General features: G+C 69.6%; 23 protein-coding genes. 6 read left to right on the top strand and 17 right to left on the bottom strand.

Features of this window, described 5'->3' with window-relative positions; translation table 11 throughout:
- Window positions 1–151: 151 nt before the first annotated feature.
- From ccoS to ccoN, 8 genes are all read right to left on the bottom strand, one after another.
- On the bottom strand, window positions 152–289 hold the full coding sequence (gene ccoS / locus TSH58p_RS33925; protein ID WP_247873944.1) for a cbb3-type cytochrome oxidase assembly protein CcoS: 138 nt from the start codon (window positions 287–289) through the stop codon (window positions 152–154).
- Entirely contained in the window at window positions 243–2711 is a 2469-nt protein-coding gene (locus TSH58p_RS11765; protein ID WP_109069283.1) for a heavy metal translocating P-type ATPase metal-binding domain-containing protein, read from the bottom strand. The genes ccoS and TSH58p_RS11765 overlap by 47 nt, the downstream gene beginning before the upstream one ends.
- Before the next feature lie 62 nt (window positions 2712–2773).
- Window positions 2774–3298, bottom strand: coding sequence for a FixH family protein (locus tag TSH58p_RS11760; protein ID WP_109069282.1), 525 nt, complete (start codon window positions 3296–3298; stop codon window positions 2774–2776).
- A 46-nt stretch (window positions 3299–3344) separates the two neighbouring features.
- Window positions 3345–4874 carry a cytochrome c oxidase accessory protein CcoG gene (gene ccoG, locus TSH58p_RS11755; protein WP_109069281.1) on the bottom strand — a complete coding sequence of 510 codons (1530 nt, stop codon included), beginning with the start codon at window positions 4872–4874 and terminating at the stop codon, window positions 3345–3347.
- 304 nt (window positions 4875–5178) lie between these two features.
- A complete protein-coding gene (gene ccoP, locus TSH58p_RS11750; RefSeq protein ID WP_109069280.1) occupies window positions 5179–6066 on the bottom strand; it encodes a cytochrome-c oxidase, cbb3-type subunit III in 888 nt (295 codons plus the stop codon).
- A 3-nt stretch (window positions 6067–6069) separates the two neighbouring features.
- On the bottom strand, window positions 6070–6231 hold the full coding sequence (locus TSH58p_RS11745; RefSeq protein ID WP_109069279.1) for a cbb3-type cytochrome c oxidase subunit 3: 162 nt from the start codon (window positions 6229–6231) through the stop codon (window positions 6070–6072).
- A 13-nt stretch (window positions 6232–6244) separates the two neighbouring features.
- Complete coding sequence (gene ccoO, locus TSH58p_RS11740; RefSeq protein ID WP_109069278.1) at window positions 6245–6985, bottom strand: cytochrome-c oxidase, cbb3-type subunit II; 741 nt, start codon at window positions 6983–6985, stop codon at window positions 6245–6247.
- 19 nt (window positions 6986–7004) lie between these two features.
- Window positions 7005–8501, bottom strand: coding sequence for a cytochrome-c oxidase, cbb3-type subunit I (gene ccoN, locus TSH58p_RS11735; RefSeq protein ID WP_109069277.1), 1497 nt, complete (start codon window positions 8499–8501; stop codon window positions 7005–7007).
- A 246-nt stretch (window positions 8502–8747) separates the two neighbouring features.
- Here ccoN and TSH58p_RS11730 point away from each other — a divergent pair, with 246 nt between their 5' ends.
- Entirely contained in the window at window positions 8748–9278 is a 531-nt protein-coding gene (locus TSH58p_RS11730) for a hypothetical protein (RefSeq protein WP_109069276.1), read from the top strand.
- Between the two features lie 116 nt (window positions 9279–9394).
- Entirely contained in the window at window positions 9395–10603 is a 1209-nt protein-coding gene (locus TSH58p_RS11725) for a class I SAM-dependent rRNA methyltransferase (RefSeq protein WP_109069275.1), read from the top strand.
- Window positions 10604–10672: 69 nt separating this feature from the next.
- Here the strand turns inward: TSH58p_RS11725 and TSH58p_RS11720 are convergent, their stop codons facing one another.
- From TSH58p_RS11720 to TSH58p_RS11710, 3 genes are read right to left on the bottom strand one after another with little or no spacing between them, the layout of a single operon-like run.
- Entirely contained in the window at window positions 10673–12001 is a 1329-nt protein-coding gene (locus TSH58p_RS11720) for a class I SAM-dependent RNA methyltransferase (protein WP_109069274.1), read from the bottom strand.
- Window positions 11998–13416 carry a multicopper oxidase family protein gene (locus TSH58p_RS11715; protein WP_109069273.1) on the bottom strand — a complete coding sequence of 473 codons (1419 nt, stop codon included), beginning with the start codon at window positions 13414–13416 and terminating at the stop codon, window positions 11998–12000. The genes TSH58p_RS11720 and TSH58p_RS11715 overlap by 4 nt, the downstream gene beginning before the upstream one ends.
- A 7-nt stretch (window positions 13417–13423) precedes the next feature.
- The gene (locus TSH58p_RS11710) at window positions 13424–13840 is read right to left on the bottom strand and encodes a thioesterase family protein (RefSeq protein ID WP_109069272.1); all 417 of its coding nucleotides are present in this window, start codon (window positions 13838–13840) and stop codon (window positions 13424–13426) included.
- Between the two features lie 162 nt (window positions 13841–14002).
- On the opposite strand from TSH58p_RS11710, the gene TSH58p_RS11705 reads away from it, so the two are divergent.
- Window positions 14003–14245 (top strand): hypothetical protein, encoded by a 243-nt coding sequence (locus TSH58p_RS11705; RefSeq protein WP_035670021.1) that lies wholly within the window; start codon window positions 14003–14005, stop codon window positions 14243–14245.
- A gap of 180 nt (window positions 14246–14425) precedes the next feature.
- On the opposite strand, the gene TSH58p_RS11700 is transcribed toward TSH58p_RS11705, so the two are convergent.
- Together TSH58p_RS11700 and TSH58p_RS11695 are read right to left on the bottom strand one after the other, a co-directional pair.
- Window positions 14426–15235 carry an ABC transporter permease gene (locus TSH58p_RS11700; RefSeq protein WP_109069271.1) on the bottom strand — a complete coding sequence of 270 codons (810 nt, stop codon included), beginning with the start codon at window positions 15233–15235 and terminating at the stop codon, window positions 14426–14428.
- Window positions 15236–15248: 13 nt separating this feature from the next.
- Entirely contained in the window at window positions 15249–16133 is an 885-nt protein-coding gene (locus TSH58p_RS11695) for an ABC transporter permease (RefSeq protein ID WP_109069270.1), read from the bottom strand.
- Between the two features lie 168 nt (window positions 16134–16301).
- On the opposite strand from TSH58p_RS11695, the gene TSH58p_RS11690 reads away from it, so the two are divergent.
- The 3 genes from TSH58p_RS11690 to TSH58p_RS11680 all read left to right on the top strand — a co-directional run bounded on the left by TSH58p_RS11690 (window position 16302) and on the right by TSH58p_RS11680 (window position 19165).
- The gene (locus tag TSH58p_RS11690; protein ID WP_158282579.1) at window positions 16302–16700 is read left to right on the top strand and encodes a DUF2946 family protein; all 399 of its coding nucleotides are present in this window, start codon (window positions 16302–16304) and stop codon (window positions 16698–16700) included.
- A 293-nt stretch (window positions 16701–16993) separates the two neighbouring features.
- Complete coding sequence (locus TSH58p_RS11685; protein WP_109069268.1) at window positions 16994–17521, top strand: YcnI family protein; 528 nt, start codon at window positions 16994–16996, stop codon at window positions 17519–17521.
- A gap of 15 nt (window positions 17522–17536) precedes the next feature.
- Window positions 17537–19165: a CopD family protein gene (locus TSH58p_RS11680; protein WP_109069267.1), complete on the top strand. Its 1629-nt coding sequence runs from the start codon at window positions 17537–17539 to the stop codon at window positions 19163–19165.
- A gap of 6 nt (window positions 19166–19171) precedes the next feature.
- Here the strand turns inward: TSH58p_RS11680 and TSH58p_RS11675 are convergent, their stop codons facing one another.
- The 4 genes from TSH58p_RS11675 to dnaA form a co-directional block, all read right to left on the bottom strand.
- Complete coding sequence (locus TSH58p_RS11675; RefSeq protein WP_109069266.1) at window positions 19172–20233, bottom strand: ABC transporter ATP-binding protein; 1062 nt, start codon at window positions 20231–20233, stop codon at window positions 19172–19174.
- Between the two features lie 193 nt (window positions 20234–20426).
- Window positions 20427–21611 carry an extracellular solute-binding protein gene (locus TSH58p_RS11670; protein WP_199230084.1) on the bottom strand — a complete coding sequence of 395 codons (1185 nt, stop codon included), beginning with the start codon at window positions 21609–21611 and terminating at the stop codon, window positions 20427–20429.
- 176 nt (window positions 21612–21787) lie between these two features.
- Complete coding sequence (locus TSH58p_RS11665; protein WP_109069264.1) at window positions 21788–22747, bottom strand: diguanylate cyclase; 960 nt, start codon at window positions 22745–22747, stop codon at window positions 21788–21790.
- A 119-nt stretch (window positions 22748–22866) separates the two neighbouring features.
- Window positions 22867–24396 carry a chromosomal replication initiator protein DnaA gene (gene dnaA, locus TSH58p_RS11660; RefSeq protein WP_109069263.1) on the bottom strand — a complete coding sequence of 510 codons (1530 nt, stop codon included), beginning with the start codon at window positions 24394–24396 and terminating at the stop codon, window positions 22867–22869.
- Window positions 24397–24845: the final 449 nt, after the last annotated feature.

The raw sequence follows: 24845 nt of genomic DNA, 5'->3' as shown, positions 1-24845 counted from the left end.
CCCCATGTCAAAGGGTGGCATGGCATGACCCAACCCTTAGCCGTACAACGCTCCCATAATCGTCATATTCGGTCTGTTTCGCAACGGTGCTCGCAGGGGCCGTGGCCGAATTGCCATAGCCACGCCTTAAGAGCGGTCTCTCAGCGGTCTCTCAGCGGCCCTTCGGCGGGCTGGACGGCTCGGCGTTCGGGCGCGGCGGCTCGTCGTCGAACAGGATGCGGTGGGCCGCCCCGTCGAGATCGTCAAACTGCCCGGACTTGAGAGCCCACAGGAACGCCCCCAGGCCCATCAGCCCCAGGCTCAGCGCGATCGCGATCAGATAGAGAAGCTCGGTCATCGGTCAGGTCCTTGGTCACCGCGCCGCGGCTGAGCCGCAGGGCGTTGGCGATAACGATCAGAGAGGAGGAGGACATGGCCAGCGCCGCCAGCAGCGGCGTCAGCATGCCCGCCATGGCGATGGGCACCGCGAAGAGGTTGTAGACCAGCGCGATGGCGAAATTCTGGCGCACCAGCCGCCCGGAGCGGCGGGACACCTCCAGCGCCTCCAGGATGGGGCGCAGGCGGCGGCCCTGGAACACCACGTCGGCGGCGGTCTGGCTGACGTCCACCGCGGTGGACGGCGACATCGACACGCTGGCCGCGGCCAGCGCCGGGGCGTCGTTCAGCCCGTCGCCGACCATCAGCACCTTCCGCCCCTCGGCGGCGAGCGCGTCCAGAACGGCGGTCTTGTCGGCGGGCGTCTGGCCGGCGCGCCAATCCTCGATGCCCAGCTGGGCGGCCACGGCGGCAACCGCCCCCCGGCGGTCGCCGGACAGCAGCCGGACGTCCAGGCCCCGCGCCTTCAGCCCGCGCACCACCGCCGCGGCGTCGGCGCGCGGCGCGTCGAGGAAGGTGATGCGCACCGGGGTGGCGCCGGGGCGGGCCAGCCACAGCTCCGGCCCCGCGGCGTCCTCCGCCGCGTCCGGCGCGCCGGTGAAGGCGCGGCTGCCCAGCCGAATTTCCCCCTCGGGACCGTCCAGGGCGAGGCCGGCGCCGGGCACCTCCCGCACGCCGGCGGCGACGGGAACGTTGGGCAGCGCGCGGGTCAGGGCGCGGGCCAGCGGGTGGCGGCTGGCCCCGGCGAGCGCCGCGGCGAGGCGCAGGTCGTCCTCGGCCACCCCGTCGAGCTGCGGGACGGGGCGCCCTTCGGTCAGGGTGCCGGTCTTGTCGAAGACCACCGTGTCGATGACGGCCAGCCGTTCCAGCGCCGTGGCGGTCTTCAGCAGGATGCCCTGCCGCATCAGCCGCCCGCTGGCGATCACCTGCACCACCGGCACGGCGAGCGCCAGCGCGCAGGGGCAGGTGATGATCAGCACGGCGACGGCGTTCATCAGCGAATCCTGCCAGGGCAGCCCGCCGAGCAGCAGCCAGCCCAGGAAGGTGCCCAGCGCCGCCACATGGACGACCGGGGCGTAATGGCGCGACACGCGGTCGGCGATGGCGACGTATTTGGCGCGGCCCTGCTCCGCCACCTCCATCAGCCGCACGATCTCGGCCAGCAGCGTGCCCTCCCCCACCGCCGTCACGGTCACGCGCAGCGGGGCGGTGAGGTTGAGCATGCCGGCGAACACGCGGTCGCCGGGGCGAACGCTGCCCGGCACCGTCTCGCCGGTGATCAGGGCGGTGTCGAGGTCGGATACGCCGTCGGCCACCGTGCCGTCCACCGCGACCCGCTCGCCCACCGCCACCAGGACGGTGGAGCCGGGGCTGACCTGATCGGGCGGGACGATGGCGCTGCGCCCGTCCTCGCTCAGCACGGTCACCGAGGTGGCGTGCAGGCCGAGAAGCTGCTCCGCCGCCGAGCGCGCGCGGCCCCGCGCCCGCTGGTCGAGGTAGCGCCCGATCAGCAGGAAGAACAGCAGCATCATCGCGCCGTCGAAATAGGCGTGCTGGCCGCTGTTGATCGTCTCGAACAGGCTCATGCTGGTGGCGAGCAGGACGCCGATGGTGATCGGCACGTCCATGTTCGTCCGCCCGCGCCGCAGCGCCTGGAAGGCCGAGCGCGCGAAGGGCCGCAGGGCGTAGGCGATGGCCGGCATGCAGATCAGCGCCGACAGCCAGTGCATCAGGTCGCGGGTGGCGGAGCCCATGCCGGTGGCGTGGCCGGCCCAGACCGACACCGACAGCAGCATCACGTTGCTGGCGCCGAAGCCGGCGACGGCGAGCGAGCGCAGAAGTTCCTTCTCCGTCTTCGCCTGGGCGTCGCCCAGCCGCTCCGGGTCGAAGGGCACGGCGCGGTAGCCGATGCGGGCGACGGTGTCGACGACGGTGTTGGCGTCGGTCTCGGCCTCGCGCCACGTCACCGACAGGCGGCGCGTCGTCATGTTCAGCCGCGCGTGGGTCACCCCCGGCTGGCGGGCCAGCGCCGTCTCGATCAGCCAGACGCAGGCCGCGCATTGCAGCCCGTCGATCATCAGGTGCAGCGAGGCGGTGCCGTCGGCCCCCGGCTTGGCGTGGGGGGCGTAGTCGAGCGGCGGCGCCTCGCCGTCCGGGCGCAGGGGCCGGGCGGCGGGATCGACGCAGCGCCGCTCATAATAGCGTTCCAGTCCGAGCCCGCGGACGAGGTCGTAGGCCGCCGCGCAGCCGGTGCAGCAGAAGGGGCCGGCGCCGTCGGAGGCGGTGGTGCCGGTGCCCTCGGGATGCTCCTGCCCGCAGTGGAGGCAGACGGTCATGTCACGAAACCCGTGTGCTGGTGTGCTGTTGCGTTGCGGATGGGGCGTTGCGGACGGGCCGCTTACTTGACGAAGAGGCGCCGTTCGTCCTGGTAGTCGCCGGTGGCGTGGTGGATTTCCACGCGCAGGTCCCACTGGCCGGGCAGCGGCAGCGCCACCGGGGCGGCGAAGCGGCCCTCGCCCAGATAGGGCAGGTCGAGGCGCACGTCGTGGCCCTCGCTGGTCGGGCGGATGAAGGCGACCTTCACCTCGGCGTCCTTCAGCAGGTTGCCGTACTTGTCGTGCAGCGTCAGCGCCAGGATGCCCTTCTGCGCCTCGGTGGCGGTGAAGTCGGTGGCAACCTTCCAGCCGCGCTCGGCCTGGGCGCGGGCGCCGGCCAGATCCTCGTTGTACTTCAGCCCCTTCATGAAATGCTGCTCGGTCTGGACGCCGGTCCAGCTCGACAGGGCGAAGTGCAGCATCACGCCGTTGACCGCGATCACGACGGCGAAACCGGCCACGAAGATCCAGGGGATGTACCAGCCGGGCTGGCGGCCGGTCCGGCAGGGCGGGGTGCGGCGGGTTCCGGCGTCGGTGGACAGCGTCATCGTCGTCTTGACCTTTGGTGAATGCAGCGCGAAGAGCCGGTCGGGATCAGTTGGCCGGCCCCATGAAGACGGAGTCATAGGTCGCCACCTCACCATCGGCCGAGGTAAGCCTGAAGGTAAGGGGCTGGGAGGCGCCTTGCAAACCGGTGCGCGGCGCGGTCACGAAAATTCTGTAGGTCGCCACCATGTCCGGACCGGCGGTCAGGCGCTGGGTGCCGGCCTGCTCGTCCTGGCCTTCGCCGGCCACCGACAGGCTGGCCCCCGCCACGCCGGACACGGCCAGCGTGTAGGCCCGCGGGTCGCGGGTCATGTTGGAGATCTTGAAGGTGAAGGCGTTGCGCACCGACCCGTCCGACAGCGCCACGAACAGCGGGGCGCGGTCGCGCAGCACGCTGATGTCCAGCCCCGGCTTCAGCAGCAGCCCGACGCCGATGCCGCCGGCGATGACCAGCATCATCAGCGTGTAGAGGATCGTGCGCGGGCGCAGCAGGCGGAAAGGCACCGGCTGGCCGCCGGTGGCGACGGCCACCTGATTGGTCTGGGTGTCGAAGGTGATGAGGCCGGTCGGGCGCCCGACCTTGGTCATGATCTCGTCGCAGGCGTCGATGCACAGGCCGCAGCCGATGCACTGCATCTGCAGCCCGTCGCGGATGTCGATGCCGGCGGGGCAGACCTGGACGCAGTTGAAGCAGTCGATGCAGTCGCCCAGCCCCTCGGCCCTGCGCTCCTCCCAGCTCTGCGACTTGCGCATCAGGCTGCGGCCCTCGCCGCGCCAGTCCTGGTAGGTGACGACCAGGCTGTCCTCGTCGATCATCGCCGACTGGAAGCGCGGCCACGGGCACATGTAGGTGCAGACCTGCTCCCGCGCGAAGCCGGCCAGCAGGTAGGTGGTGGCGGTGAACAGCCCGATGAAGCCGAGGGCGGTCGAGGACACCTCGAACCGCAGCATCTCGCCCAGCAGGGTCGGCGCGTCGGTGAAGTAGAAGATCCAGGCGCCGCCGGTCGCCAGCGCGATCAGCAGCCAGATCAGGTTCTTCAACAGCTTGCGCCCGGCCTTGCGGGCGGTCCAGGCGCCCTGGTCCAGGCGGATGCGCTCGCCGCGGTCGCCCTCGACCAGCCGTTCGACCCAGACATAGAGGTCGGTCCACACCGTCTGCGGGCAGGCGTAGCCGCACCAGACGCGGCCGGCCAGCGAGGTCGCCAGGAAGAGGCCCAGCGCCGCCAGGATCAGCGCGCCGGTCAGGTAGTAGATCTGCTGCGGCCACAGCTCCACGAAGAACAGGTAGAAGCGGCGGTTGGCGAGGTCGAGCAGGACCGCCTGGTCAGGGGCGTTCGGCCCGCGGTCCCAGCGGACCCAGGGCAGCACGTAGTAGATCGCCAGGAGAACCGCCAGCGCCGTCCATTTGATGCGGCGGAAGGTGCCGTGCACCGCCTTGGGATAGACCTTGGCGTGCTTCTGGTACATCGAGCGCGACGCGCGACGCTGCGCCTTCGGCGGGGCGGCGGGCGCGTCTCCAGTGGCCGGGCGTTCCAAGACATCGCTTCGGGATGGCGGCTGTTCGGTGGTCGTGCTCATGACCTCGCCCTCTTCTTCTGGCGTCCGCCCTTGGGGCGGCTTGGCCATGCCGACATGGTTCGGCCGTGGCGAGGGGACTATGGCGGCAGAACGTCACAGGGGCATTGCGCTGGATCAAAGGATTTGGCGGCGGATTGGGGGGCGGATCGGGGCACTTCCGACCTCCCCGGCGCAGCCATCGCGGGCCGGAACATGGCGGCCCGGACAAAGAAAATGCCGGGGAGTCGCCTCCCCGGCACCGAAGTCCGGCGAACCCGCCCGGAGGGGAATTCCCCTCCCGGCCGGTCCTTCCTGGCTGGACGGCTTACTTGCCGCCGCCCAGGTTGTGGACGTAGACGGCCAGCGACTTGATCGTCGCGTCGTCCAGACGCTTCGACCAGGCGGGCATCACGCCGGCGCGGCCGTTCGTGATGGTCTCCACCAGCGTGGCCTTGTCGCCGCCATACAGCCAGTTGGCCGTGACGAGCGGCGGAGCGCCGACGTCCATGCCAACCGCGACCGAGCCCTGCGCGTTCTCGCCGTGGCAGGCGGCGCAGTTCTCTTCGTAAACGGTCTTGCCCTTCGCCGCCGCGGCGGCGTCGGTCGAGCGCTTGTTCAGCGACAGGACATACTCGGCGACCTGACCGATCTGCTCGCGGTTCAGGATGCCGTCCCGGCCGAAGGCGGTCATGCCGATGCCGACGGTCCCGCGGGTGTCGCCGTCATCCGCACGGATGCCGTGCTGGATGGTCTTGTAGATGTCGGCGCTGGAGCCGCCCCACAGCCACACGTCGTCGGCGAGCGTCGGGAAGCCCTTGGCGCCCTGACCGCCGGCGCCGTGGCAGGCCGCGCAGTTCTCGTTGAAGTAGGAGCGGCCGCCGGCCATCGCGAAGGCAAGGAGGTCCTTGTTCTTCTGGATGTCCTCGACGGAGGTCGCCGCGATGGCCGTCAGATACTTTTCCTGGGCCTTCTTGCCGTCGGCGACCTTCTGCACCAGCTCCTCGCGCTGCGAGTAGCCGAGCAGTCCCTTCGTGTAGCTCTTGCCCAGCGGCCAGGCCGGGTAGAACACGTAGTAGACGAGGGACCACGCGATGCAGACGTAGAAGATGTACAGCCACCACTTGGGCAGGGGGTTGTTCAGCTCCCGCAGGCCGTCCCACTCGTGACCGGTGGTCTCGACGCCGGACAGGGCGTCCTTTTCTTTCTGTGCCATGGCCTAAAACTCCTGACCATCATCCTTGAGCGGGATCCGGGAGGCGTCTTCGAACTTGCCCCGGTTGCCTGGCCACATGGCGTAGACCACGATGCCGGTGAAGAGCAGGGCCAGCCAGACGGTCCAGAAGGACCGCAGGGCGACAGTGATCGAATCCAAGTCCATGGATCCCTCCCGGTTACTGCTGGAGCTGCTTGGGCGACTGGTACTTGGTGAAATCCACCATGGTGCCCAGGACCTGCAGGTAGGCCACCAGCGCGTCCATTTCGGTGACGCCCTTGTTGCCCGTGAAGTTCGCCACGACGGCCTTCGGGTAGCGCTTCGTCAGACCGGCCGTGTCGGCGTCCGGGTTCTTCTGCGCTTCGAGGTCGGCCTTGGCGCTGGCGATCTGCTCGTCCGTGTAGGGGACGCCGACGATGCGCAGGGTCTTCATGTGATCCTGGATGTCGGTGTACTTCAGCGGACGGTCCTTCATCCAGGCGTAGCCCGGCATGATCGACTCCGGCACCACGGCGCGCGGATCGACCAGATGGGCCACCTGCCAGTCGTTGGAGTACTTGCCGCCCACGCGGGCCAGGTCCGGACCAGTGCGCTTGGAGCCCCACTGGAAGGGATGGTCGTACATGCTTTCCGCGGCCAGCGAGTAGTGACCGTAACGCTCCACCTCGTCGCGGAACGGACGGATCTGCTGGCTATGGCAGTTGTAGCAGCCTTCGCGGAAGTAGATGTTCTGGCCAGCCAGTTCGAGCGGCGAATAGGGACGGACCCCATCCACCTTCTCGATCGTCGACTCGATCGTGAACAGCGGGACGATCTGGACGAGGCCGCCGATCGACACGGTGATCAGGATCAGAACGATGAGCAGAAGCGTGTTCCGCTCGATCGTGTCGTGACTAAAGCCCTTTTTTTGCTCAGCCATTTTCTCAGTTCCTCCGGCGTCAGGCCGCACCGACCGCCGCCTTGTGCGGGGCGGAGGCATAGGGCTTCTCGATGCGGACGTCACCCTTGGCCGTGCGCCACAGGTTGTAGACCATGATCAGGGCACCAGCCAGGAACAGGACGCCGCCCAGAGCACGGATCACGTAGAAGGGATGCATGGCCGCGACCGTCTCGACGAACGAGTACTGGAGGAAGCCGAGGTTGTCGTAGGCGCGCCACATCAGGCCCTGCATGATGCCCGACACCCACATGGCGGTGATGTAGAGCACGATGCCGATGGTGGCGGTCCAGAAGTGGTAGCTGACCAGACGCAGGCTGTAGAGCTGCGAGCGCTTCCACAGGACCGGGACCAGATAGTAGATCGCGCCGAAGGAGATGAAGGCCACCCAGCCGAGCGCACCGGAGTGCACGTGGCCGATCGTCCAGTCGGTGTAGTGCGACAGGGCGTTGACCGGCTTCACCGACATCAGCGGGCCCTCGAAGGTCGACATGCCGTAGAAGGCCACCGACGTCACGAGGAAGCGCAGGACCGGGTCGGTGCGCAGCTTGTCCCAGGCACCTGACAGGGTCATGATGCCGTTGATCATGCCGCCCCAGGACGGCATCCACAGCATGACCGAGAAGGTCATGCCCAGCGTCTGCGCCCAGTCCGGCAGGGCCGTGTAGTGCAGGTGGTGCGGGCCGGCCCAGATGTAGAGGAAGATCAGCGTCCAGAAGTGCACGATCGACAGGCGGTACGAGTAGACCGGCCGCTCCGCGCGCTTCGGAACGAAGTAGTACATGATGCCGAGGAAGCCGGCGGTCAGGAAGAAGCCGACCGCGTTGTGGCCGTACCACCACTGCACCATGGCGCTCTGCACGCCCGAGACGAACGGGTAGGACTTCATCCCGGTCAGCGACACCGGGACGTTGACGTTGTTGCCGATGTGGAGGATCGCGACGGTCAGGATGAACGCCATGAAGAACCAGTTGGCGACGTAGATGTGCGACTCCTTGCGGGTCATCACCGTGCCGATGAACTGGATGGCGTAGAGGACCCAGATGACCGTCAGGTAGAGGTCGAGGATCCACTCCGGCTCCGCATACTCCTTGCCCTGGGTGTAGCCGAGCACGTAGCTGAGCGCCGCCAGGACGATGAAGATGTTGTAGTTCCAGAAGACGAACTTCGTGAGGCCTTCGCCGCCGAACAGGAACTGGCGGCTGGTGCGCTGCACGGAGTAGAGCGAGGTGGCGAACAGGACGTTGCCGCCAAACGCGAAGATCACGGCCGAGGTGTGGACCGGCCGCAGGCGCCCGAAGCTCGTCCACTCAAGGCCGAGATTCAGCGCCGGAAAAGCGAGCTGCAGCGCGATGAAGACGCCGGCGAGGAAGCCGACGACGCCCCAGAACACTGCAGCGATGACGAAGAGTCGGACGGCGTCTTCGTAGTAACGCACATTTTCCGACACCCGCTGGCTGCCCAGGGCGGCCCCTGGCGTCAGAGTCGCTGATGTCATTCAATCTCTCCCGTTTGCCCCGGGCGGCTCGGGCCGCTCCCTCTGAGGTTGCACCACCGCTGGGTACGTACTGTTAAGGAGGGGGGCAGGTTCACATACGATGCACTTCTTATGCGGACGCCGGTTGCGCCTGCCTCCAATAATCCCAATATGTGTAGGGGTGGACCTTGCAACATTGATCTACGTCAACGACCGGTCTTACCGGTGCCTGCCATCGTTCACCGTCCTTCACGCGGTCGGACGGGCATGGACGAAAGCTTCATCGCGAAACCTCTCGGTCAGCGTCAGATCGACCAGGCCTATCCACTGGTGCGGGCCATATTCCCGGACCTGCCGGTGGAGCAATGGCGCGCATTTGCCGCAGCACTTATCGGGCCGGTTGATACCCCCGCGACACCGACCGGCATCATGACCGTGCAGAATGCACGGGGGTACCTCCATGGACTTTTCTCATACGCTATTGCGGAGCATCTTCGCCATGGCCGAATTCTGGCCGTGGAGAATTTCGTCGTGCTCGACCTTTTCGACATGACGGGCCCGGCGGAGACTTTGCTGCGCTCCATGGATCGTCTGGCGCGCGGCCACGGATGCACGGCGATCCACACCTCGCTGCCGGAATTGCTGGCCGGGGAGGCCGGGTCGCGCGGTTCGCTGCTGAGCTGCTTTCACCAGGACGGGCACCGCACGGAAACCTTGCGGCTGTGCAAGGCGATGGACGGCGCCAACGACAACCGCGCGCATCGGTCGCAGGCGGAAACCCCGCTCGGCATCCCGTAAGCCCCGCCGGAGTGGGCCGCCATCCCCCTCCCTCCCGCGAATCCAGGCCCCGTTTCCCACGACTCCATCGACGTGACCGTTTGCTCGGCGGGCGCGAGCGGCTAGGATGCGCCATCATGACCGACACCCCCACCACCCCCGTCAAATACCGGGCGATCCATCTGCAGGCCGGCCGCCAGCGGCGCGTCCTGCACGGCCACCCCTGGGTCTATTCCAACGAAGTCCAGATGGACACGGCGGCCAAGGCCATCCCGCCGGGCAGCCCGGTGCGCCTGCTGGACCCCGGCGGGACTCCGCTGGGCATCGCCACCTTCAACCCGCACACTCTGATCGCCGCGCGGATGCTCTCCAGCGACCCGGCGACGGTGGTCGACCACGCCTTCCTCGCCGAGCGGCTGAGGCGCGCGGTGGCGATGCGCGAGGCGCTGTTCGACCGGCCCTTCTACCGCGTCGTGCACGCGGAGGCCGACGGGCTGCCGGGGCTGATCGTGGACCGCTACGGCGACGTGGTGACGGTGCAGGCCAACAGCGTCTTCATGGACCAGCGGATCGACGCCATCCTGGCCGCCATCGACGAGGTTCTGGCGCCCCGCGCGGTCATCCTGCGCAACGACAGCACCCAGCGCGCGCTGGAGGGGCTGCCGGAGGAAAGCCGGCTGGTGAAGGGCGAGATCGACGGCCCGATCCGGCTGGAGGAGAACGGCGCCACCTTCTTCGCCGACCCGCTGGGCGGGCAGAAGACCGGCTGGTTCTACGACCAGCGCGACAACCGCGCCTTCATCGCCAAGCTGGCGAAGGGCAAGCGGGCCATCGACTTCTTCAGCTACAACGGCGGCTTCGGCGTGCTCTGCGCCGTCGAGGGCGCGTCGTCGGTGGTGTCGGTCGACCGCTCGCAGGGGGCGCTGGACAACGCCACCCGCGCGGCGGAGGCCAACGGGGTGGCCGACCGCTTCGAGGCGCGCCGCGCCGACGCCTTCAACGAGCTGGAGCGGCTGAACGCGGCGGGCGAGACGTTCGAGGTCGTCATCGCCGACCCGCCGGCCTTCGTGAAGTCCAAGAAGGACCTCGCCGTCGGCTGCCGCGCCTACCGCAAGATGACCCGTCTGGCGGCGAAGATCACGGCGCCGGGCGGCTTCCTGCTCTGCGCATCCTGCAGCCACAACGTCGACCCGCCGACCTTCGCCGAGCAGGTCGCCCGCGGCCTGCACGACGCCGGGCGGACGGGGCGCATCCTGCGCAGCGCCGGGGCCGGGCCGGACCATCCGGTGCACCCGCATCTGCCGGAATCGGCCTACCTCAAGGCCATCGTGATGCAGCTGGACTGAGGGGCCCCCGGCACGATGGCACGACGATGGTGACGATCGTCGTGCCATCGTGGTTCCCCCTCGCGGACCCTACGGGCGGCTGAACACCCCGACGACCTCGACGTGGGCGGACCACAGGAACTGGTCCACGGGGTAAACGCGGCTCAACACGTAGCCGCCATCCACCAGCGTGCGGGCGTCGCGGGCGAAGGTCGCGGGGTTGCAGGACACCGCCACCACCCGCGGCACCTTCGACCCGGCCAGGGCCTGCGCCTGGGTGGCGGCACCGGCGCGCGGCGGGTCGAAGACCACCGCGTCGAACCGCGCCAGCTCCTTCGCCGTCAGCGGGTTTTCGAACAGGTCGCGCCGCTCCGTGGTCAGGCGCAGGGCGCCCGCCGCCTTGTTCAGAGCGGCCAGCGCCGGGGCGTCCCCCTCCACCGCATGGACCGCCGCCCGCTGGGCCAGCGGGACCGCGAAGGTGCCCAGCCCGGCGAACAGGTCGGCCACCCGCTTCGGCTCCCCGATGTTGGCGAGGACGGCGGCGACCAGCGCGGCCTCCCCCTCGGCGCTCGCCTGGAGGAAGGCGCCGGGCGGCGGAGTCACCGGCAGGCCGGCGAAGGACACCGCCACCGGCCGGCGGTGGGCGATGGGTTCCGGGGCGCCGCGGCCATCCGGCTGCCGTTCATCGGCCTGCCAGGAGATGCGCGCCACACCCTCCGCCTCGCCGAACGCCACCAGCCGCTCCCGCGCCGCGCGGTCCAGGCTGCGCGGACCGACCAGCACGAGGTCGATCCCGCCCTCCAGGTCGGTGGCGATCACGTCGCAGCCGCCACCGTCCGGCAGCACCGACAGCAGCAGCCCGCGCAGCGGCTCCACCAGGGCGAACAGGGCGGGCCGCAGCACCGGACACTCCGTCAGGTCGGTGAGCCGGTGGCTCATCCGCTCGTTGAAGCCGAGCCAGACGCGGCGCCCCCGCTTCAGCGCGGCGAAGCGGGCGCGCCGCCGCGCCGCCGGCGGCGTCCGGGACAACGGTTCCAGGACCGCGTCGCCCAGCCCGACGCGGGCCAGCGCGCCCCGCACCAGCCCGACCTTCCAGGCGGCGTAGGCCGCGTCCTCCATATGCTGGAGCGTGCAGCCGCCGCAGGTTCCGAAATGGGAACAGGGCGGCGCGGCGCGGCCGGGGCCGGGCTCCAGGATCTCCAGAAGGTCGGCGCGCAGACCGTCGCCCTTGGCGTTCGCCGGGTCTTTGACGGCCACCCGCACGCGGTCGCCGGGAACGGTCAGCGGCACGAAGACCTTGGAGTCCTCGAAGGCGGCGATGCCGTCGCCGCGGGCGCCGACCTCGGTGACGGTCACCTCGGCGGTACGGGGGGCAGCGCTGCGGGGGGACGGGCGGTGTTTGGGGGCGGGTCGTTTCACGCGGTCACTCTCAGGACGGCCATCATGCCGGTCTCCTGATGCTCCAGAACATGGCAGTGGAGCATCCAGTCGCCGGCCTCTTCGGCCACGAAGGCGATCTCGGCTGTCTCGCGGGGGCCGAGCAGGACGGTGTCGCGCCACTCGCGGTGTTCGGCCGGCTGGCCGTTGCGCGAGAGGACGCGGAAGGGAAAGCCGTGCAGGTGCATGGGGTGCCACCAGCCGGTCTCGTTGACGAAAGCCGTCACCTGCGTTTGACCGCGTTTGACGGTGATGAGCGGTTCCAGATGGTGAAGCCCCATGGATGAATGGCCTGGGGCGGCGACGCCGTTCAGCGCCCAGAAGGGGCCGCGCGGCCCGGCATTCTTTGGCATGGCGCCATGCATTCCGCCGTCCAGCACCACGTCCTGGCGGACGGCGCCGACAAGGTCGGGTTCGGGCAGCGGATTCGGGGCCAGCGCGACCGGGGCGTCCAGCGGCGAGTGGCGCAGAGGCGCCTCGCCGCTGTAGGTCAGCCGGGTCAGCCGGTAGGCCATGCGCGGGTAGAAGCCGTCGACCACGTCGAACCCCTCCCCCGGCTTGCCCTCCATGTCGATCACGAGGTCGGCGCGCTGGCCGGGCGCCAGCACGACCTTGCCGTCCGGCGGGGCGTGCGGCGTCACCGGCTGGCCGTCGAGCGCGATCACCCGCGGCGCGTGCCCCTGGAAGTCGAGCGCGAAGACGCGGGCGTTCGCCGCGTTGATCAGGCGCAGGCGGACGCGCTCCCCGGCGCGGACCGGCACGCTGTCCCGGACGGCGCCGTTGATGGTGACGGTGTTGCCGATGCGCCCGGCGTGGGTGGCGTCCATGGGATGGCCGAACCCGCCGGCCAGTTCCGCCTCCCTGGTCAGCCGCCAGTCGCCGAGCAGCCAGAGCAGGTCGCGGTCGACGCGGATCGGCTCGCGCTCCTCCACGACGAAGGCGCCGGTCAGGCCATGGGCCACCTGCACGCCGCTGTTGACGTGGGGGTGGTACCAGAAGGTGCCGGCGTCCCTCAGGGGGAATTCATAGTCGAACCGCCCGCCTGCGGGCACCGGGGCCTGCGACAGGCCGGGCACCCCGTCCATGGCGTTGGGAACGCGCAGGCCGTGCCAGTGGATGGTCGTCGGCTCCGGCAGCGCGTTGGCGAAGGCGATGCGCGCCGTGTCGCCCTGGCGGAAGCGCAGCTCCGGCCCCGGAATCCGTCCGTCATAAGCCCAGACCGCCGTGTCGGGGAAGCCAGCCCCCGCCAGATTGACGCGGGCCGGGCCGGCGGACAGGTTCACCACCCCTCCCTCCTCCACCACCGCCGCTCGGGCCGCGCGCGGCAGCAGGGCGGCCCCGGCCAGCAGGGCGGAGCCGGTCAGCAGCTTGCGGCGGTCGAGGAATACGGGCGGCACGGCGTCCTCACACGTAGCGGGCCAGGGCGTCGCGCAGGTCGGCCGGCACCGGCGTCGGGCGGTGGCTGTCCTTGTCGACGATGACGCAGACGGCCTCCTGCACGGCGATGCAGCGGTCGCCGTCGAAGATCGCCGCCCCCAGGACGACGGAGGTGTTGCCGACCTTCGCGACCCGCGCGCCGACGCGGATGTTTGCCGGGAACAGCAGCTCCGCCTTGTAGTCGATGACGCTGCGCGCCAGCACCACGGTCCAGGGGGAGTCGCTGCGGAAACCGCCGCACTCATGGACCAGCGACACGCGGAGCTGCTCGAAATACACGCCGATGGCGTTGTTGTTGACGTGGCCGAGCGCGTCGAGGTCGGCGAAGCGCACATGCTCCGCGATCCAGAAACGGTAGAGGTCGGGACGGGTCGGATCGGTCATGGTCGCCTGTCGGATGATGGTTCGGGCCGAATGTGGCCGGTGCGGCGGGCGGGGGCAAGCCCGGGCATGACGGTCATTCCCCGCAGCGTCCCGATTTGCCGCGCCAAGCCGGGCGGGCCGGTGTTATAGGAGTCGCACCATACACCCGCAACGGACCGCAAGATGAGCAAGGACAGCACCAACCAGACGGCCGAGGCCCTGTTCGAGAAGGCCCTGTCGGTCGCCGAGAAGCATCTCGAGGCGGCGATCAAGGAAGGCGGGGTCCTGGGCCCCTACATCGCCGTCGCCATGATCGAGGCCGCCGTGAACACCGCCGTGGACGAGACCAGCCACGAGGACGTCATCGACATGCTGCGCGATCTGGCCGCCCAGATCGAAGCGGATGCGGACGAAAGCGAAGAGTAAGGCGAACTTCGTTCGCTTTAGTTTTTAACGCCTCATTCGCCGGCTCTCAGCGGATGCCGATGGCATCCGCCTGCCGTCAGCGGGAACAATGTTCCTGCGAGAGGCGGGCTTCGGCCGCATGTGCGGCCGGGACCGCCGTCGCGGTCCGAAGCGGATGAACATCCGCTTCAAGCGCCGCCGTCACGCGGGGTCCGGCTGCCGGCGCGCTTCGCGCCGGCGCAGGATTTCGTAAACGACGGCGCCCAGGATGGTCAGCGCGATCAGGATCAGCGACAGCGCGTTGACCGCGGGCGTCAGGCCCGTGCGCACCTTCGAGGCGATGTAGACCGTCAGCGTGGTGTCCAGCCCGCGGACGAACAGCGTCGTGTTGTAGTTCTCGAAGCTCTGCAGGAAGGCCAGGAAGGACGCCGACAGTATGGCCGGCGTCAGATAGGGCAGCGTGATCCGCCGGAACACCTGCCCGTGGGTGGCGCCCAGATCCAGCGCCGCCTCCTCCAGCGTCGCATCGAACCGTTGCAGCCGTGCCAGGAACAGCAGCATCGCGTAGGCCGCGATGAAGCTGGACTGCGCCAGGATGGTCAGGAACAGGCCGCCGGTCACCCCGAACCACTCCCGCCAGAAGACCAGCGTGGAGATGCCGACGATCACCCCCGGCGTCAGCAGCGGCGACACCATCACGGCGTAGAGGAAGGTCCGCGCCCGGCTGTGCAGCCGGTCGAGCAGCAGCGCCGCCGCCAGCCCCAGCGGCACCGCCACCGCGATCACCCCCGCCCCGACCAGCAGGCTGGTGCCCAGCGCCTGCCACATGCGCTGGTCGGCCCACAGGGCGCCGAACCATTGCAGCGTGAAGCCCATCCAGGGGGTGACGGTCGGGAAGCGGCTGCTGTTGAAGGTCGCCGCCGCCATGATCCCCAGCGGCAGGAACAGATAGCCGAAGAACAGGACCAGATAGGCTCCGGTGACCCAGCGGCGGAAGGTGGCGGCGGTCATGTCGCGTTACCCGTCACTTGGCGATGTCCGTGAGGCCGACGCGGAACAGCCGCATCATCAGCAGGATGAAGGCGATGCACAGGATCAGCAGGATGAAGGCGTAGGCCGCCCCCTGGTTCCAGTTCCCGCCCTCGAAGAACCAGTTGTAGATGACCTCGGTGAACCAGCGGCTCTGCGGTCCGCCAAGGAGAGCCGGCACGGCGTAGCTGCCCGCCGCCAGCATGAAGGTCATGATGCAGCCGACCGCGATGCCCGGCTTGGCGTGAGGGATGACGATGCGGCGGTGGATGCGCAGCCAGCCGGCCCCCAGGTCGCGCGCCGCCTCGATCTGGTTGCGGTCCAGCGACTCCATGGCGTTCATGATCGGGAACACCATGAAGAGAATGTAGACGTAGACCATCCCGATGATCACCCCGGCATCGCCGCCGAGCAGCCGCTGCGGCTCCGAGAAGAGGCCGAGCCCGACCAGGAGCGCGTTCAGCGGCCCGTTGAAGGCCAGGATGATGTACCAGGCGAAGGTGCGCAGCAGCTCGTTGATCCAGAAGGGAACGACGAGCATCAACACGAGCAGCGGCAGGCGCCGCCGCGGCGCCACCTGCGCCATGTAGAAGGCCACGGGGTAGCAGACGGCCAGCGTGACGGCGGTGACGAGGCTGCTCGCCCAGATCGTCTTGAGGAAGATCGCCAGATGGATCTGGTTGGTCCACAGCGTCGCATAGTTGCGCAGCGTGTAGACGTCCTCCGGCCCGCCGGCCTTGCTGGGCGGCAGCGACGGGCGGAAGGAGAAGTCCACCATCAGCAATTGCGGCAGCACGACCAGCAGCAGCAGCCACGCGGCCACCGCCAGCAGGATCGCCGCGGTCAGAACCGGACCGTACCGGCGCAGCACGCCGCCCATGACCATCCCCCACCCGCCGATATTCTAGGATCGAAAGCCTCTCACGACCCCGGGCCGGAGCGCAAGCGAGGCCATGCCCCGCCCAATAACCACAATTTTATTGCCTTTTTTCGGTCGCCGGACTGTGCCCATAGTGGCGCCATGCGTGCATGGCGGACATCCGGCGTGATGAGGGAGGCAACAGCGTGGGTAGCCGCGCTGGTGCTGGTCTTCCACGCCCTGGCCATGGCCACCCACGTCCCGGCGCCGCTGGCCAGGGTGCTGGCGGAGTCGGCGCAATTCGCCATGGCCGGCTCGATCTGCCATTCCGGCGCCGCGCCCGATGCTTCCGCCGCGCCGCACGCCGACCATGGCCCCGTCCCCGACGGCACGCCGGGTCACGTCACCTATTGCCCGATCTGCCTGTCGCTGGGCGGCGGGTCCCTGTTGGGTCCGGCCGTGGCGCCGGCCCCGCTGCCGCCGGCCGGTATCGCGCTGGCCGCCCTTCCGCTGCCCGCGGACGACGCGGCCGGAGTCGGGAGACCCCCGCGCGCCTTCTCCGCCCGAGCGCCTCCGGTGGGTGTCTGAACCGAGTTCCCTCGCAGACACACACGCATCCACAGGCACGGACCCGCCGCTGAACGGCCTTTCCCGACACGCGACCGCTTCTCTTTCCGTCTCCCCGTCGTCGGTGACGGTGCCCCCTCCCTAACCCTCCCCCGCTTCGCAGGGGAGGGGACGGACGCCGCGTCGCGGCCCTCTCCCTCCCCTGCGGAGCGGGGGAGGGCCGGGGTGGGGGCCGCTGCGGGAACGGAAACCCCGTCGGTCGGAACAAGCCCTACGGCCGCATCCGGCGCCTGTGCACACACCGGAGAGTTCCCATGATCCGCAACACCCGCGGCGCCCTGCTGGCCGCCGCCGTCCTCGCCTGCCTGCCCCTTTCCGCCGCCCTCGCCCACACCACGCTGGAGACCAAGCAGGCCCCGGCCGCCAGCACCTACAAGGGCGTGCTGCGCGTCGGCCATGGCTGCGGCGCCTCCCCCACCGTCGCCCTGCGCGTGCAGATCCCGGAGGGCGTCATCGCGGTGAAGCCGATGCCCAAGCCCGGCTGGACCCTGACGATCAAGGAAGGCCAATACGCCAAGGCCTATGATTACTACGGCGAGTCGCTGAGCAAGGGCGTCACCGAGATCGCCTGGACCGGCGGCTCCCTGCCCGACGCCCATTACGACGAGTTCGTCTTCCGCGCCCGCCTGCCCGACGCCGCGCCCGGCACCGTGGTCTATTTCCCCGTGGTGCAGGAGTGCGAGACGGGCGTGCACCGCTGGATCGAGATCCCGGAGCCGGGCAAGACCGACCACGACGTCAAGGAGCCGGCCCCCGGCGTCACCCTGACCGCCAAGCCGTAAGGGAAGGGGAAACGCATGCGCCGGCTGGTCGTGGGGTGGATCGCCGCCCTGATGCTGCTGTCCCTGTCCGCGCCGGCCCTGGCGCATGCCGTGCTGGTGGAGAGCGCCCCGGAGGACGGGGCGCGGCTCGATGGCCCGCCCGCCGAGGCCGTGCTGCGCTTCAACGAGCCGGTGCGGCCGGTCTCGGTGACGCTGATCGGCCCCGGCGGGATGACGCTTCCCCTGCCCGCCCCGGCCGCCGGGGACGGGGCGCTGCGCGTCGCCCTGCCCGGCGGGCTGGCGGTGGGGACCCATGTCCTCAGCTACCGCGTCAGCTCGGCGGACGGCCATCCGGTCGCCGGATCGCTCCTGTTCGGGATCGGTGTGGAACCGGAACGACCGGCGGCGCTGGGCGGCGCGACGCCGCCGGCCACGCTGCTGGCCGCCGCCGCTCTGCGGGCGCTCCATTACGGAAGCCTGCTCGCCGCGGTGGGCGGCGGGCTGTTCCTGGTGCTGGTGGCGGGGCGGTGGAGTCCGCTGAACCGCCGCCTGCGCCCCGGCCTGTGCCTGGGCATCGGCGTCGCCGCCCTGGTGGCGGTGCTGAACGCCGGGCTGGCCGGCGCGGTGCTGGAAGGGGCGCCGCTGTCCGCCTTGGTCGGAGGCTCTCCCTGGATCGCCGGGCTGACGAGCACGGCGGGGGCGAGCGCCCTCCTGGCCCTGCTCAGCCTGATCGCCGCCGCGCTGGGGCTGGCGCTGGAGGAGCGAGGGACGGCGGGCCGCGTCCTGCTGGTCACCGGGGCGGTCGGGGCGGCGCTGGCGCTCGCCGCCACCGGCCACGCGGCGACCGCGGAGCCTCGCTGGCTCAGCGTGCCGCTGGTGGCGTTGCACGGACTGGCGGTGGCCTTCTGGATCGGGAGCTTCTGGCCGCTGGCCGTGCTGCTGCGGACGGAGACGCCGGCGGAGTCGCTGCGGCTGGTCCGCCGCTTCTCGGGCGGGGCGGTTCCGGCGGTGGCCGTCCTGCTGCTCGCCGGGGCGGGGCTGAGCGCGCTGCAGCTCGCCGACCCGCGCGCCATCCTGACCACCGCCTACGGCCAGATCTGGACCGGCAAGATCGTCTGCGCGCTGGCCCTGCTGGCGCTGGCCGCCGTCAACCGGTGGCGGCTGACGCCGCGGCTGGAGACCATGGGCGGGCAAGCCGCGGCCCGGCTGCGCGCCAGCGTCCAGACGGAGATGGTGGTGGCCGCGCTGGTCGTGCTGTTCACCGCCGGGCTGGGCACCACCCCGCCGCCGCGCACCCAGGCCCTGCCGGTCTTCGCCGAGAAGCCGGCGGGCTTCAGCACCGCGGTCGTGGCGCGCGGGCGCATGGCCATCGTCACGGTGACTCCGGCCACGCCGGGGCCGAACCGCGTCGAGATGCGCCTGACCGGACCGGACGGCGCGCCGCTCGACGCGCTGGAGGTGTCGGCGGAGCTGGCCCTGCCCGCCGCCGGGATCGAGGGCATCACCCGCCCCCTGCCGAAGGTCGCGCCCGGCGTCTACGCGGCGGACGGGGTGGCCCTGCCGGTGGCCGGCTCCTGGGCGGTGCGGCTGGACGCGCTGGTCAGCGACTTCGAGAAGGTGCCCTTCCGCGCGGCCATCCCTGTGGCGGTGACGGTCGGGCGTTGAACCCGTTCAGGCCGGGGCGTCGGGCAGGATCACCGCGTCCTCCGCCCGGAAGGCGATCCGGGCGGGCTCGCCGGGGGTCAGCGGCGGCTCGTCGCCGAGGTGCGGGACCTGGACGGTGATGCCGCCCTCCAGGAAGGCGTTGATGAAGGCGCCCTCGAAATCGCGGTGGGTGACCCGCGCCTCCAGCGCGTTCTCCGCCCCCGCCCCCGCCGCCATGCGCTCCGGCCGGACGAACAGGGTGGCGCGGTCGCCGGGCGACAGGCGGCGCGGGTTGCGCCCGACCAGACGGCCACGGGGCGTGTCCAGAGCCGCCATGCCGTCCGCCGACCCGGCGACGGTGCCGGCAAAGCGGTTGTTCTCTCCCACGAAGGAGGCGACGAAGGCGGTTTCCGGATGGTCGTAGATGGCCCGCCCGTCGCCCACCTGCTCCAGCACGCCCTTGGACATCACGCCGATCCGGTCGGACATGGTCAGCGCCTCGCCCTGGTCGTGGGTGATGTAGATGAAGGTCACGCCGGTCCGCTTCTGCAGGTCGCGCAGTTCGGCGCGCATGTGCTGGCGCAGCTTGAGGTCCAGCGCCGACAGCGGCTCGTCCAGCAGCAGGACGGCGGGCTCGACCGCCAGCGCGCGGGCGATGGCGATGCGCTGGCGCTGGCCGCCGGACAGCTCCGTCACCTTCTTGTCCGCGGCGTCCGGCAGGGCCACGAGGTCGAGCAGCTTGCGCACCCGCCCCTGGCGCTCCGCCGAGGGCACGCCGCGCACCTCCAGCCCGAAGCCGATGTTCTCCGCCACCGTCATCAGCGGGAACAGGGCGAGGTTCTGGAAGATCAGCGCAGTCGGGCGCTTGTTCGGGCCGATGCCGCGCATGTCGCGGCCGCCGATGCGGATGGCGCCCTCCGTTGGCTCCATGAAGCCGGAGACCATGCGCAGGATGGTGGTCTTCCCGCAGCCCGACGGGCCGAGGAAGCTGAAGAATTCCCCCGCCCCGACCGTCAGCGACACGTCGCGGACGGCGGTGACGGAACCGAACCGCATGGTGACGGACTCGAGCTGGACGTCCTGACTCATAGGCACCTGATTGGAATGCTGGAAATCCCCGGTTGGGCCGCCGCCCTTAACCCTCTCCCCTCCGGGGAGAGGGTGGCCCGGAGGGCCGGGTGAGGGGGTTGCGCGTGGCGGTGCGTCCGGCAAAAGCGCATCCCCCTCACCCTGCCTCTCCCCAGGGGGGAGAGGGGACGATGGGGACGGGAGAGGGGAATTGTCACGCCGCCAGGAAGCGGTCCTGGTACTCGTTGCGGATGGAGACGTACCAGGCTTCCTGGATCGGCCACCACCACAGCTTCTGCAGCGCGTCGCCCGGATAGGCGTCGGCGAAGAACTGCTTGTTCAGGTCGGACAGATGCGCCTCCGCCCCGACCGCCGTGCTGGAGATGCCGGAATGGTTGGTGTAGAGCGCGCCCGCCTCCGGCGTGTAGAACCAGTTGATCCAGGCGTAGGCCTGCTCCAGGTTCGCCGCCTTGGCCGGGATCGCGAAGCCCTCCATCCAGGCCAGCGCCCCTTCCTTCGGCGCCAGGAAGCGGATCGGCAGCCCCTCCTTGCGCAGGGCGACCGCGGACGAATCCCAGGTCTGGCCGATGACGCAGCCGTTGGTGCGGAAGGCGCCCTGCGCCTCGTTCTCGTTCGACCAGAACTGGCCGATGGCCTTCTTGTTGGCCGAGGCGACCTGAAGGATCGCGTCGAAGTTGGCACGCGCCTTCGCCTCGTCCTTGAACTGCTCGCGGATCGGGTGGGGCAGCTTGCCCTGGCCTTCCAGCCACAGGCCGATGCCGATCAGGCCGGAATGGCCGCGCACCGTCACCTTGCCGGCGTGCTCCGGCTTCCACAGGTCGCCGTAGCTGGCGGTGCCGTAGGTCAGCGGCGCCTTGGCCTGGTCGTAGGCGATGGCCTCCGTCCCCCAGTCGGCGGGGGCGAAGAAGCGCTTGCCGCCGACCACGCCGCCCATGGCGGCGGAGCCCTCGACCGCCGACTTCAGGCAGCCGTCCCATTTGACCTTCGATTCGTCCAGCGGCTGGACCAGCTCGAACTCCACATAGTTCGGCACGCGGTCCACCGTGGGATGGATGATGTCGAAGCCGGCGCCGCCCGTGGCCTTGAGCTGGTTCAGCAGCTCGTCGTTGGTGCCGTATTCGGTCAGGGTGGCCTTGATGCCGGTCTTCTTCTCGAAGTCGGCCAGCATGTCCGGGCTGATGTAGCCGGCCCAGGAGAAGATCTTGACGCTGCCCGACGCGGCGTGGCCCTCGCGCAGGATGAAGGGGCCGACCGAGGCGACGCCCGCGACGGCCGCAGCGCCCTGGAGCAGCAGGCGGCGGGTGAAGCCCTTGGCGGCGCGCTGGGTCTCGGCGCTGGAGCGCTGTTCCAGGCTGGTGGTTTGCGGAACCTTGGTCATGGCACCTACTCTCCCCTTTTCTTATTGGCCCGAATTCATGCTGGCTTTGCCGGTCGCGGGGCCGGTCCTGCCGGACTCCGCCGCAGCGGCAACTGTGCCGCGATATCCGGGCGCCGTCCATGGCTCAAGCGGGAGTGGGCGCAAACTTCATCGGCCTGTCATAGGCGCCGCCGGGCTCACATCACGTAGAAGCGGGCCTTCACCACCACGCCGTCGATGCCGCAGACCACGGTGCGGTTGCGCCCGCTGTTCTTCGCGAAATAGAGCGACTCGTCGGCCCGCTTGATCAGATCGGCCACCGTCTCCGTCCCGTCCGCCGGGCAGATGCCGATGCTGACGGTGAAGGCGAAAAGGGCGCCCTCGGCGGTGCGGGCGGTCAGCGCCTCGGTCGCCACGCGGATCTCCTCCGCCTTGGCGATGGCCGTCTCCACCTGCGGGGCGGGCAGGACCATGCAGAACTCCTCCCCACCCAGGCGGCCGAGGAAACCGCCGGGCGGCACGCGGGCCGCGCAGGTCTGGGCGAACAGCGTCAGCGCGAGGTCGCCGTTGGAATGGCCATAGGTGTCGTTGACGCGCTTGAAATGGTCGATGTCGAACAGCGCGACGGCGAAGGGCGTGGCCTGGTCCGTTCCGTTTCCGCCTTGAAGCAGCCGGTGCTGCTGCTCCAGCCGCTCCATGAAGCGGCGGCGGTTCAGGACGCCCGTCAGGTAATCGGTGTTCAGCATCTCCGCCATCACCCGGTGCGTGCGGGTGATGCGTTCGCCGGCGCGCACGCGGGCGCGCAGCATGGGCATGTCGATGGGCTTGGTCAGGAACTCGTCGGCGCCGGCGTCGAACGCCTCGATCCGGCGCTGGATGTCGTCGTCCGCGGTCATCAGGATGGAGAAGGTGCGGTGCTGGTCGTCCTCCGCCCGGATCAGCCAGCACAGTTCCAGCCCGTCCATCCGCGGCATTTCCAGATCGGTGATCAGGATGTGGATGTCGTGGAGGTGGTAGAGGTCCAGCGCCTCCCGCCCGTCGCGCGCCAGAAGGACCCGGTAACCGTACGCCTCCAGGTGGTCCTTCAGGATCTTCCGGACAACGGAGGAGTCGTCGGCGACGAGAACGTTCGTCTCCGCGGTTGAGCCGGACTTCATGGCAGCCACCCCTTGCAGGCACCAGCGGGGTGTTTACAAGGGTTTTGTATAAAATGCCATCATTTTTGGAAGGGGCATTCCACGCCGCTGCCGCTTTCCGAGCCGGCCAACCGGCCCGCTCAGCTTTCCAGCATGCGGCGGAGAAGCTCCACGTCCTCGGCGAAGGCGGGGTCGGTGGTGCGCAGTTCCTCCACCTTCTTCACCGCGTGCATCACGGTGGTGTGGTCGCGCCCGCCGAACTTGCGCCCGATCTCCGGCAGGGAGCGGGCGGTGAGCTGCTTGGCGAGGTACATGGCGACCTGCCGCGGCCGGGCCACGGCGCGGGCACGGCGGGCCGAATGCATGTCGGCGACGCGGATGTTGAAATGCTCCGCCACCCGCTTCTGGATCTCGTCGATGGTGACGCGCCGGTCGTTGGCGCGCAGCAGGTCGTGCAGCACCTCCTGCGTCGATTCCAGCGAGATGGCCCGCCCGACCAGCTCGGCGTGCGCGACGATGCGGTTCAGCGCCCCCTCCAGCTCGCGCACGTTCGAGGTGATCTTGTGGGCGAGGAACTCCAGAACCTTCAGCGGGATGGCCGCGTTCAGCGCGTCGGCCTTGGCCTGGAGGATGCCCAGCCGCAGCTCGTAGGTGGTCGGGTGGATGTCCGCGACGAGGCCCCAGCCGAGGCGGGAGCGCAGCCGCTCCTCCATGCCTTCCAGGTCGGACGGGCTCTTGTCGGCGGAGATGATGACCTGACGGTTCTGGTCCACCAGCGCGTTGAAGGTGTGGAAGAACTCCTCCTGGGTGCTGTCCTTGCCGCTGATGAACTGCACGTCGTCGATCATCAGCACGTCCACCGAGCGGAACTGCTGCTTGAAGGCCATGGTGTCCTTGAAGCGCAGCGCCCGGATGAATTGGTACATGAACTTTTCCGCCGACAGGTAGATCACCTTGCGGTTCGGATCGTTCCGCCGGATCTGCCAGGCGATGGCGTGCATCAGGTGGGTCTTGCCCAGCCCGACCCCGCCATAGAGGAACAGCGGGTTGAAGGTGACCGAGGTGGCGTCGGCGACGCGCCGGGCGGCGGCGTGAGCCAGCTCGTTCGGCTTGCCCACCACGAAATTCTCGAAGGTGAAGCGCGGGTCCAGCGGCGCGGAGATGTCCGTCCGGTCCTCCAGCACCGAGGCGACCGCCGTGGGCGACTCGTCCGACGCGAAGGAGGGCGGCCCCGCCGAATAGGAGGAGCCGATGTAGGAGGTCGCGCCGTAGGAAGCGGATTGGCTGAACGCCGCGGCCCGCGGGGCAGGCGCCGGGGGAACCGGACCGCCGCCGACGGCGCCGTCGACCGGATCGGAGTCGCGCGACGCCTCGCCCCCATTCTCGTCCGGCATCAGCATGGACGGCGCGTTGGCCGAGGCGACCACGACGTCGATGGACAGCACGTCCGGATTCTCGCCGGCCCACAGGTTGCGGATGCGGTCGGCGTAGTGGGTCAGCACCCAGTCGCGCATGAAGCGGGTGGGCACGACGATGCGCACCTCCCCGCCGCGGATGCCGGCGAAGGAAAGCGGCTGCAGCCAGCTGCGGTAGGCGATCTCGCCCACCTCGTCCTTGAGGCGGCCCCGGATGCGGGCCCACTGCTGATCCAACGACGCGCCGACCGACATGCTTCCCCTACCCCGCTCCTTTCCCCCCGGACGGCCCCGCGCCGCAGGGGGCACCGTCCCGCCGACTCAACTCAGACCCCTTAACTTAGGTCCCGCGCCTTCAAAACGTTCCTCTCCTGAAGACTCCAACGGTGGATGCCTCCCAACTGGGCGGCAATACTATCCCTTCGGCGAAGTTGGACTCCGCCTTTGCCACGTCGAGTTTTAAGAAAAGCATCGCTCCAGGAGCAACGGGTTGAGTCGAGCCTCTTGAGCGCCCCGCAGCCTTGCCCGCCGCTTTGAACGTCTCCGTCCTTCAGCGAATGACGCGTGACATCAAAGACAACATCGGTGCGCCATTCCCAACGGATGGAAAGTCTAATCAGCCGCCCCCGCCGTGGCAATAGGACAGAAAGCGAACGGTCCGGACTGCGGCAAAAATCACGCAGCGTCCCCGCCCCCCGCCCCTG

The organism is Azospirillum sp. TSH58, from assembly GCF_003119115.1.
Lineage (GTDB): Bacteria > Pseudomonadota > Alphaproteobacteria > Azospirillales > Azospirillaceae > Azospirillum.
This window is presented reverse-complemented; position numbering and strand designations above follow the sequence as displayed.

Coding starts and splice junctions, on each gene's coding strand:
- ccoS (WP_247873944.1), bottom strand. CDS start 289: ATGGGCCTGGGGGCGTTCCTGTGGGCTCTCAAGTCCGGGCAGTTTGAC.
- TSH58p_RS11765 (WP_109069283.1), bottom strand. CDS start 2,711: ATGACCGTCTGCCTCCACTGCGGGCAGGAGCATCCCGAGGGCACCGGC.
- TSH58p_RS11760 (WP_109069282.1), bottom strand. CDS start 3,298: ATGACGCTGTCCACCGACGCCGGAACCCGCCGCACCCCGCCCTGCCGG.
- ccoG (WP_109069281.1), bottom strand. CDS start 4,874: ATGAGCACGACCACCGAACAGCCGCCATCCCGAAGCGATGTCTTGGAA.
- ccoP (WP_109069280.1), bottom strand. CDS start 6,066: ATGGCACAGAAAGAAAAGGACGCCCTGTCCGGCGTCGAGACCACCGGT.
- TSH58p_RS11745 (WP_109069279.1), bottom strand. CDS start 6,231: ATGGACTTGGATTCGATCACTGTCGCCCTGCGGTCCTTCTGGACCGTC.
- ccoO (WP_109069278.1), bottom strand. CDS start 6,985: ATGGCTGAGCAAAAAAAGGGCTTTAGTCACGACACGATCGAGCGGAAC.
- ccoN (WP_109069277.1), bottom strand. CDS start 8,501: ATGACATCAGCGACTCTGACGCCAGGGGCCGCCCTGGGCAGCCAGCGG.
- TSH58p_RS11730 (WP_109069276.1), top strand. CDS start 8,748: ATGGACGAAAGCTTCATCGCGAAACCTCTCGGTCAGCGTCAGATCGAC.
- TSH58p_RS11725 (WP_109069275.1), top strand. CDS start 9,395: ATGACCGACACCCCCACCACCCCCGTCAAATACCGGGCGATCCATCTG.
- TSH58p_RS11710 (WP_109069272.1), bottom strand. CDS start 13,840: ATGACCGATCCGACCCGTCCCGACCTCTACCGTTTCTGGATCGCGGAG.
- TSH58p_RS11705 (WP_035670021.1), top strand. CDS start 14,003: ATGAGCAAGGACAGCACCAACCAGACGGCCGAGGCCCTGTTCGAGAAG.
- TSH58p_RS11700 (WP_109069271.1), bottom strand. CDS start 15,235: ATGACCGCCGCCACCTTCCGCCGCTGGGTCACCGGAGCCTATCTGGTC.
- TSH58p_RS11695 (WP_109069270.1), bottom strand. CDS start 16,133: ATGGGCGGCGTGCTGCGCCGGTACGGTCCGGTTCTGACCGCGGCGATC.
- TSH58p_RS11690 (WP_158282579.1), top strand. CDS start 16,302: ATGAGGGAGGCAACAGCGTGGGTAGCCGCGCTGGTGCTGGTCTTCCAC.
- TSH58p_RS11685 (WP_109069268.1), top strand. CDS start 16,994: ATGATCCGCAACACCCGCGGCGCCCTGCTGGCCGCCGCCGTCCTCGCC.
- TSH58p_RS11680 (WP_109069267.1), top strand. CDS start 17,537: ATGCGCCGGCTGGTCGTGGGGTGGATCGCCGCCCTGATGCTGCTGTCC.
- TSH58p_RS11675 (WP_109069266.1), bottom strand. CDS start 20,233: ATGAGTCAGGACGTCCAGCTCGAGTCCGTCACCATGCGGTTCGGTTCC.
- TSH58p_RS11670 (WP_199230084.1), bottom strand. CDS start 21,611: ATGACCAAGGTTCCGCAAACCACCAGCCTGGAACAGCGCTCCAGCGCC.
- TSH58p_RS11665 (WP_109069264.1), bottom strand. CDS start 22,747: ATGAAGTCCGGCTCAACCGCGGAGACGAACGTTCTCGTCGCCGACGAC.
- dnaA (WP_109069263.1), bottom strand. CDS start 24,396: ATGTCGGTCGGCGCGTCGTTGGATCAGCAGTGGGCCCGCATCCGGGGC.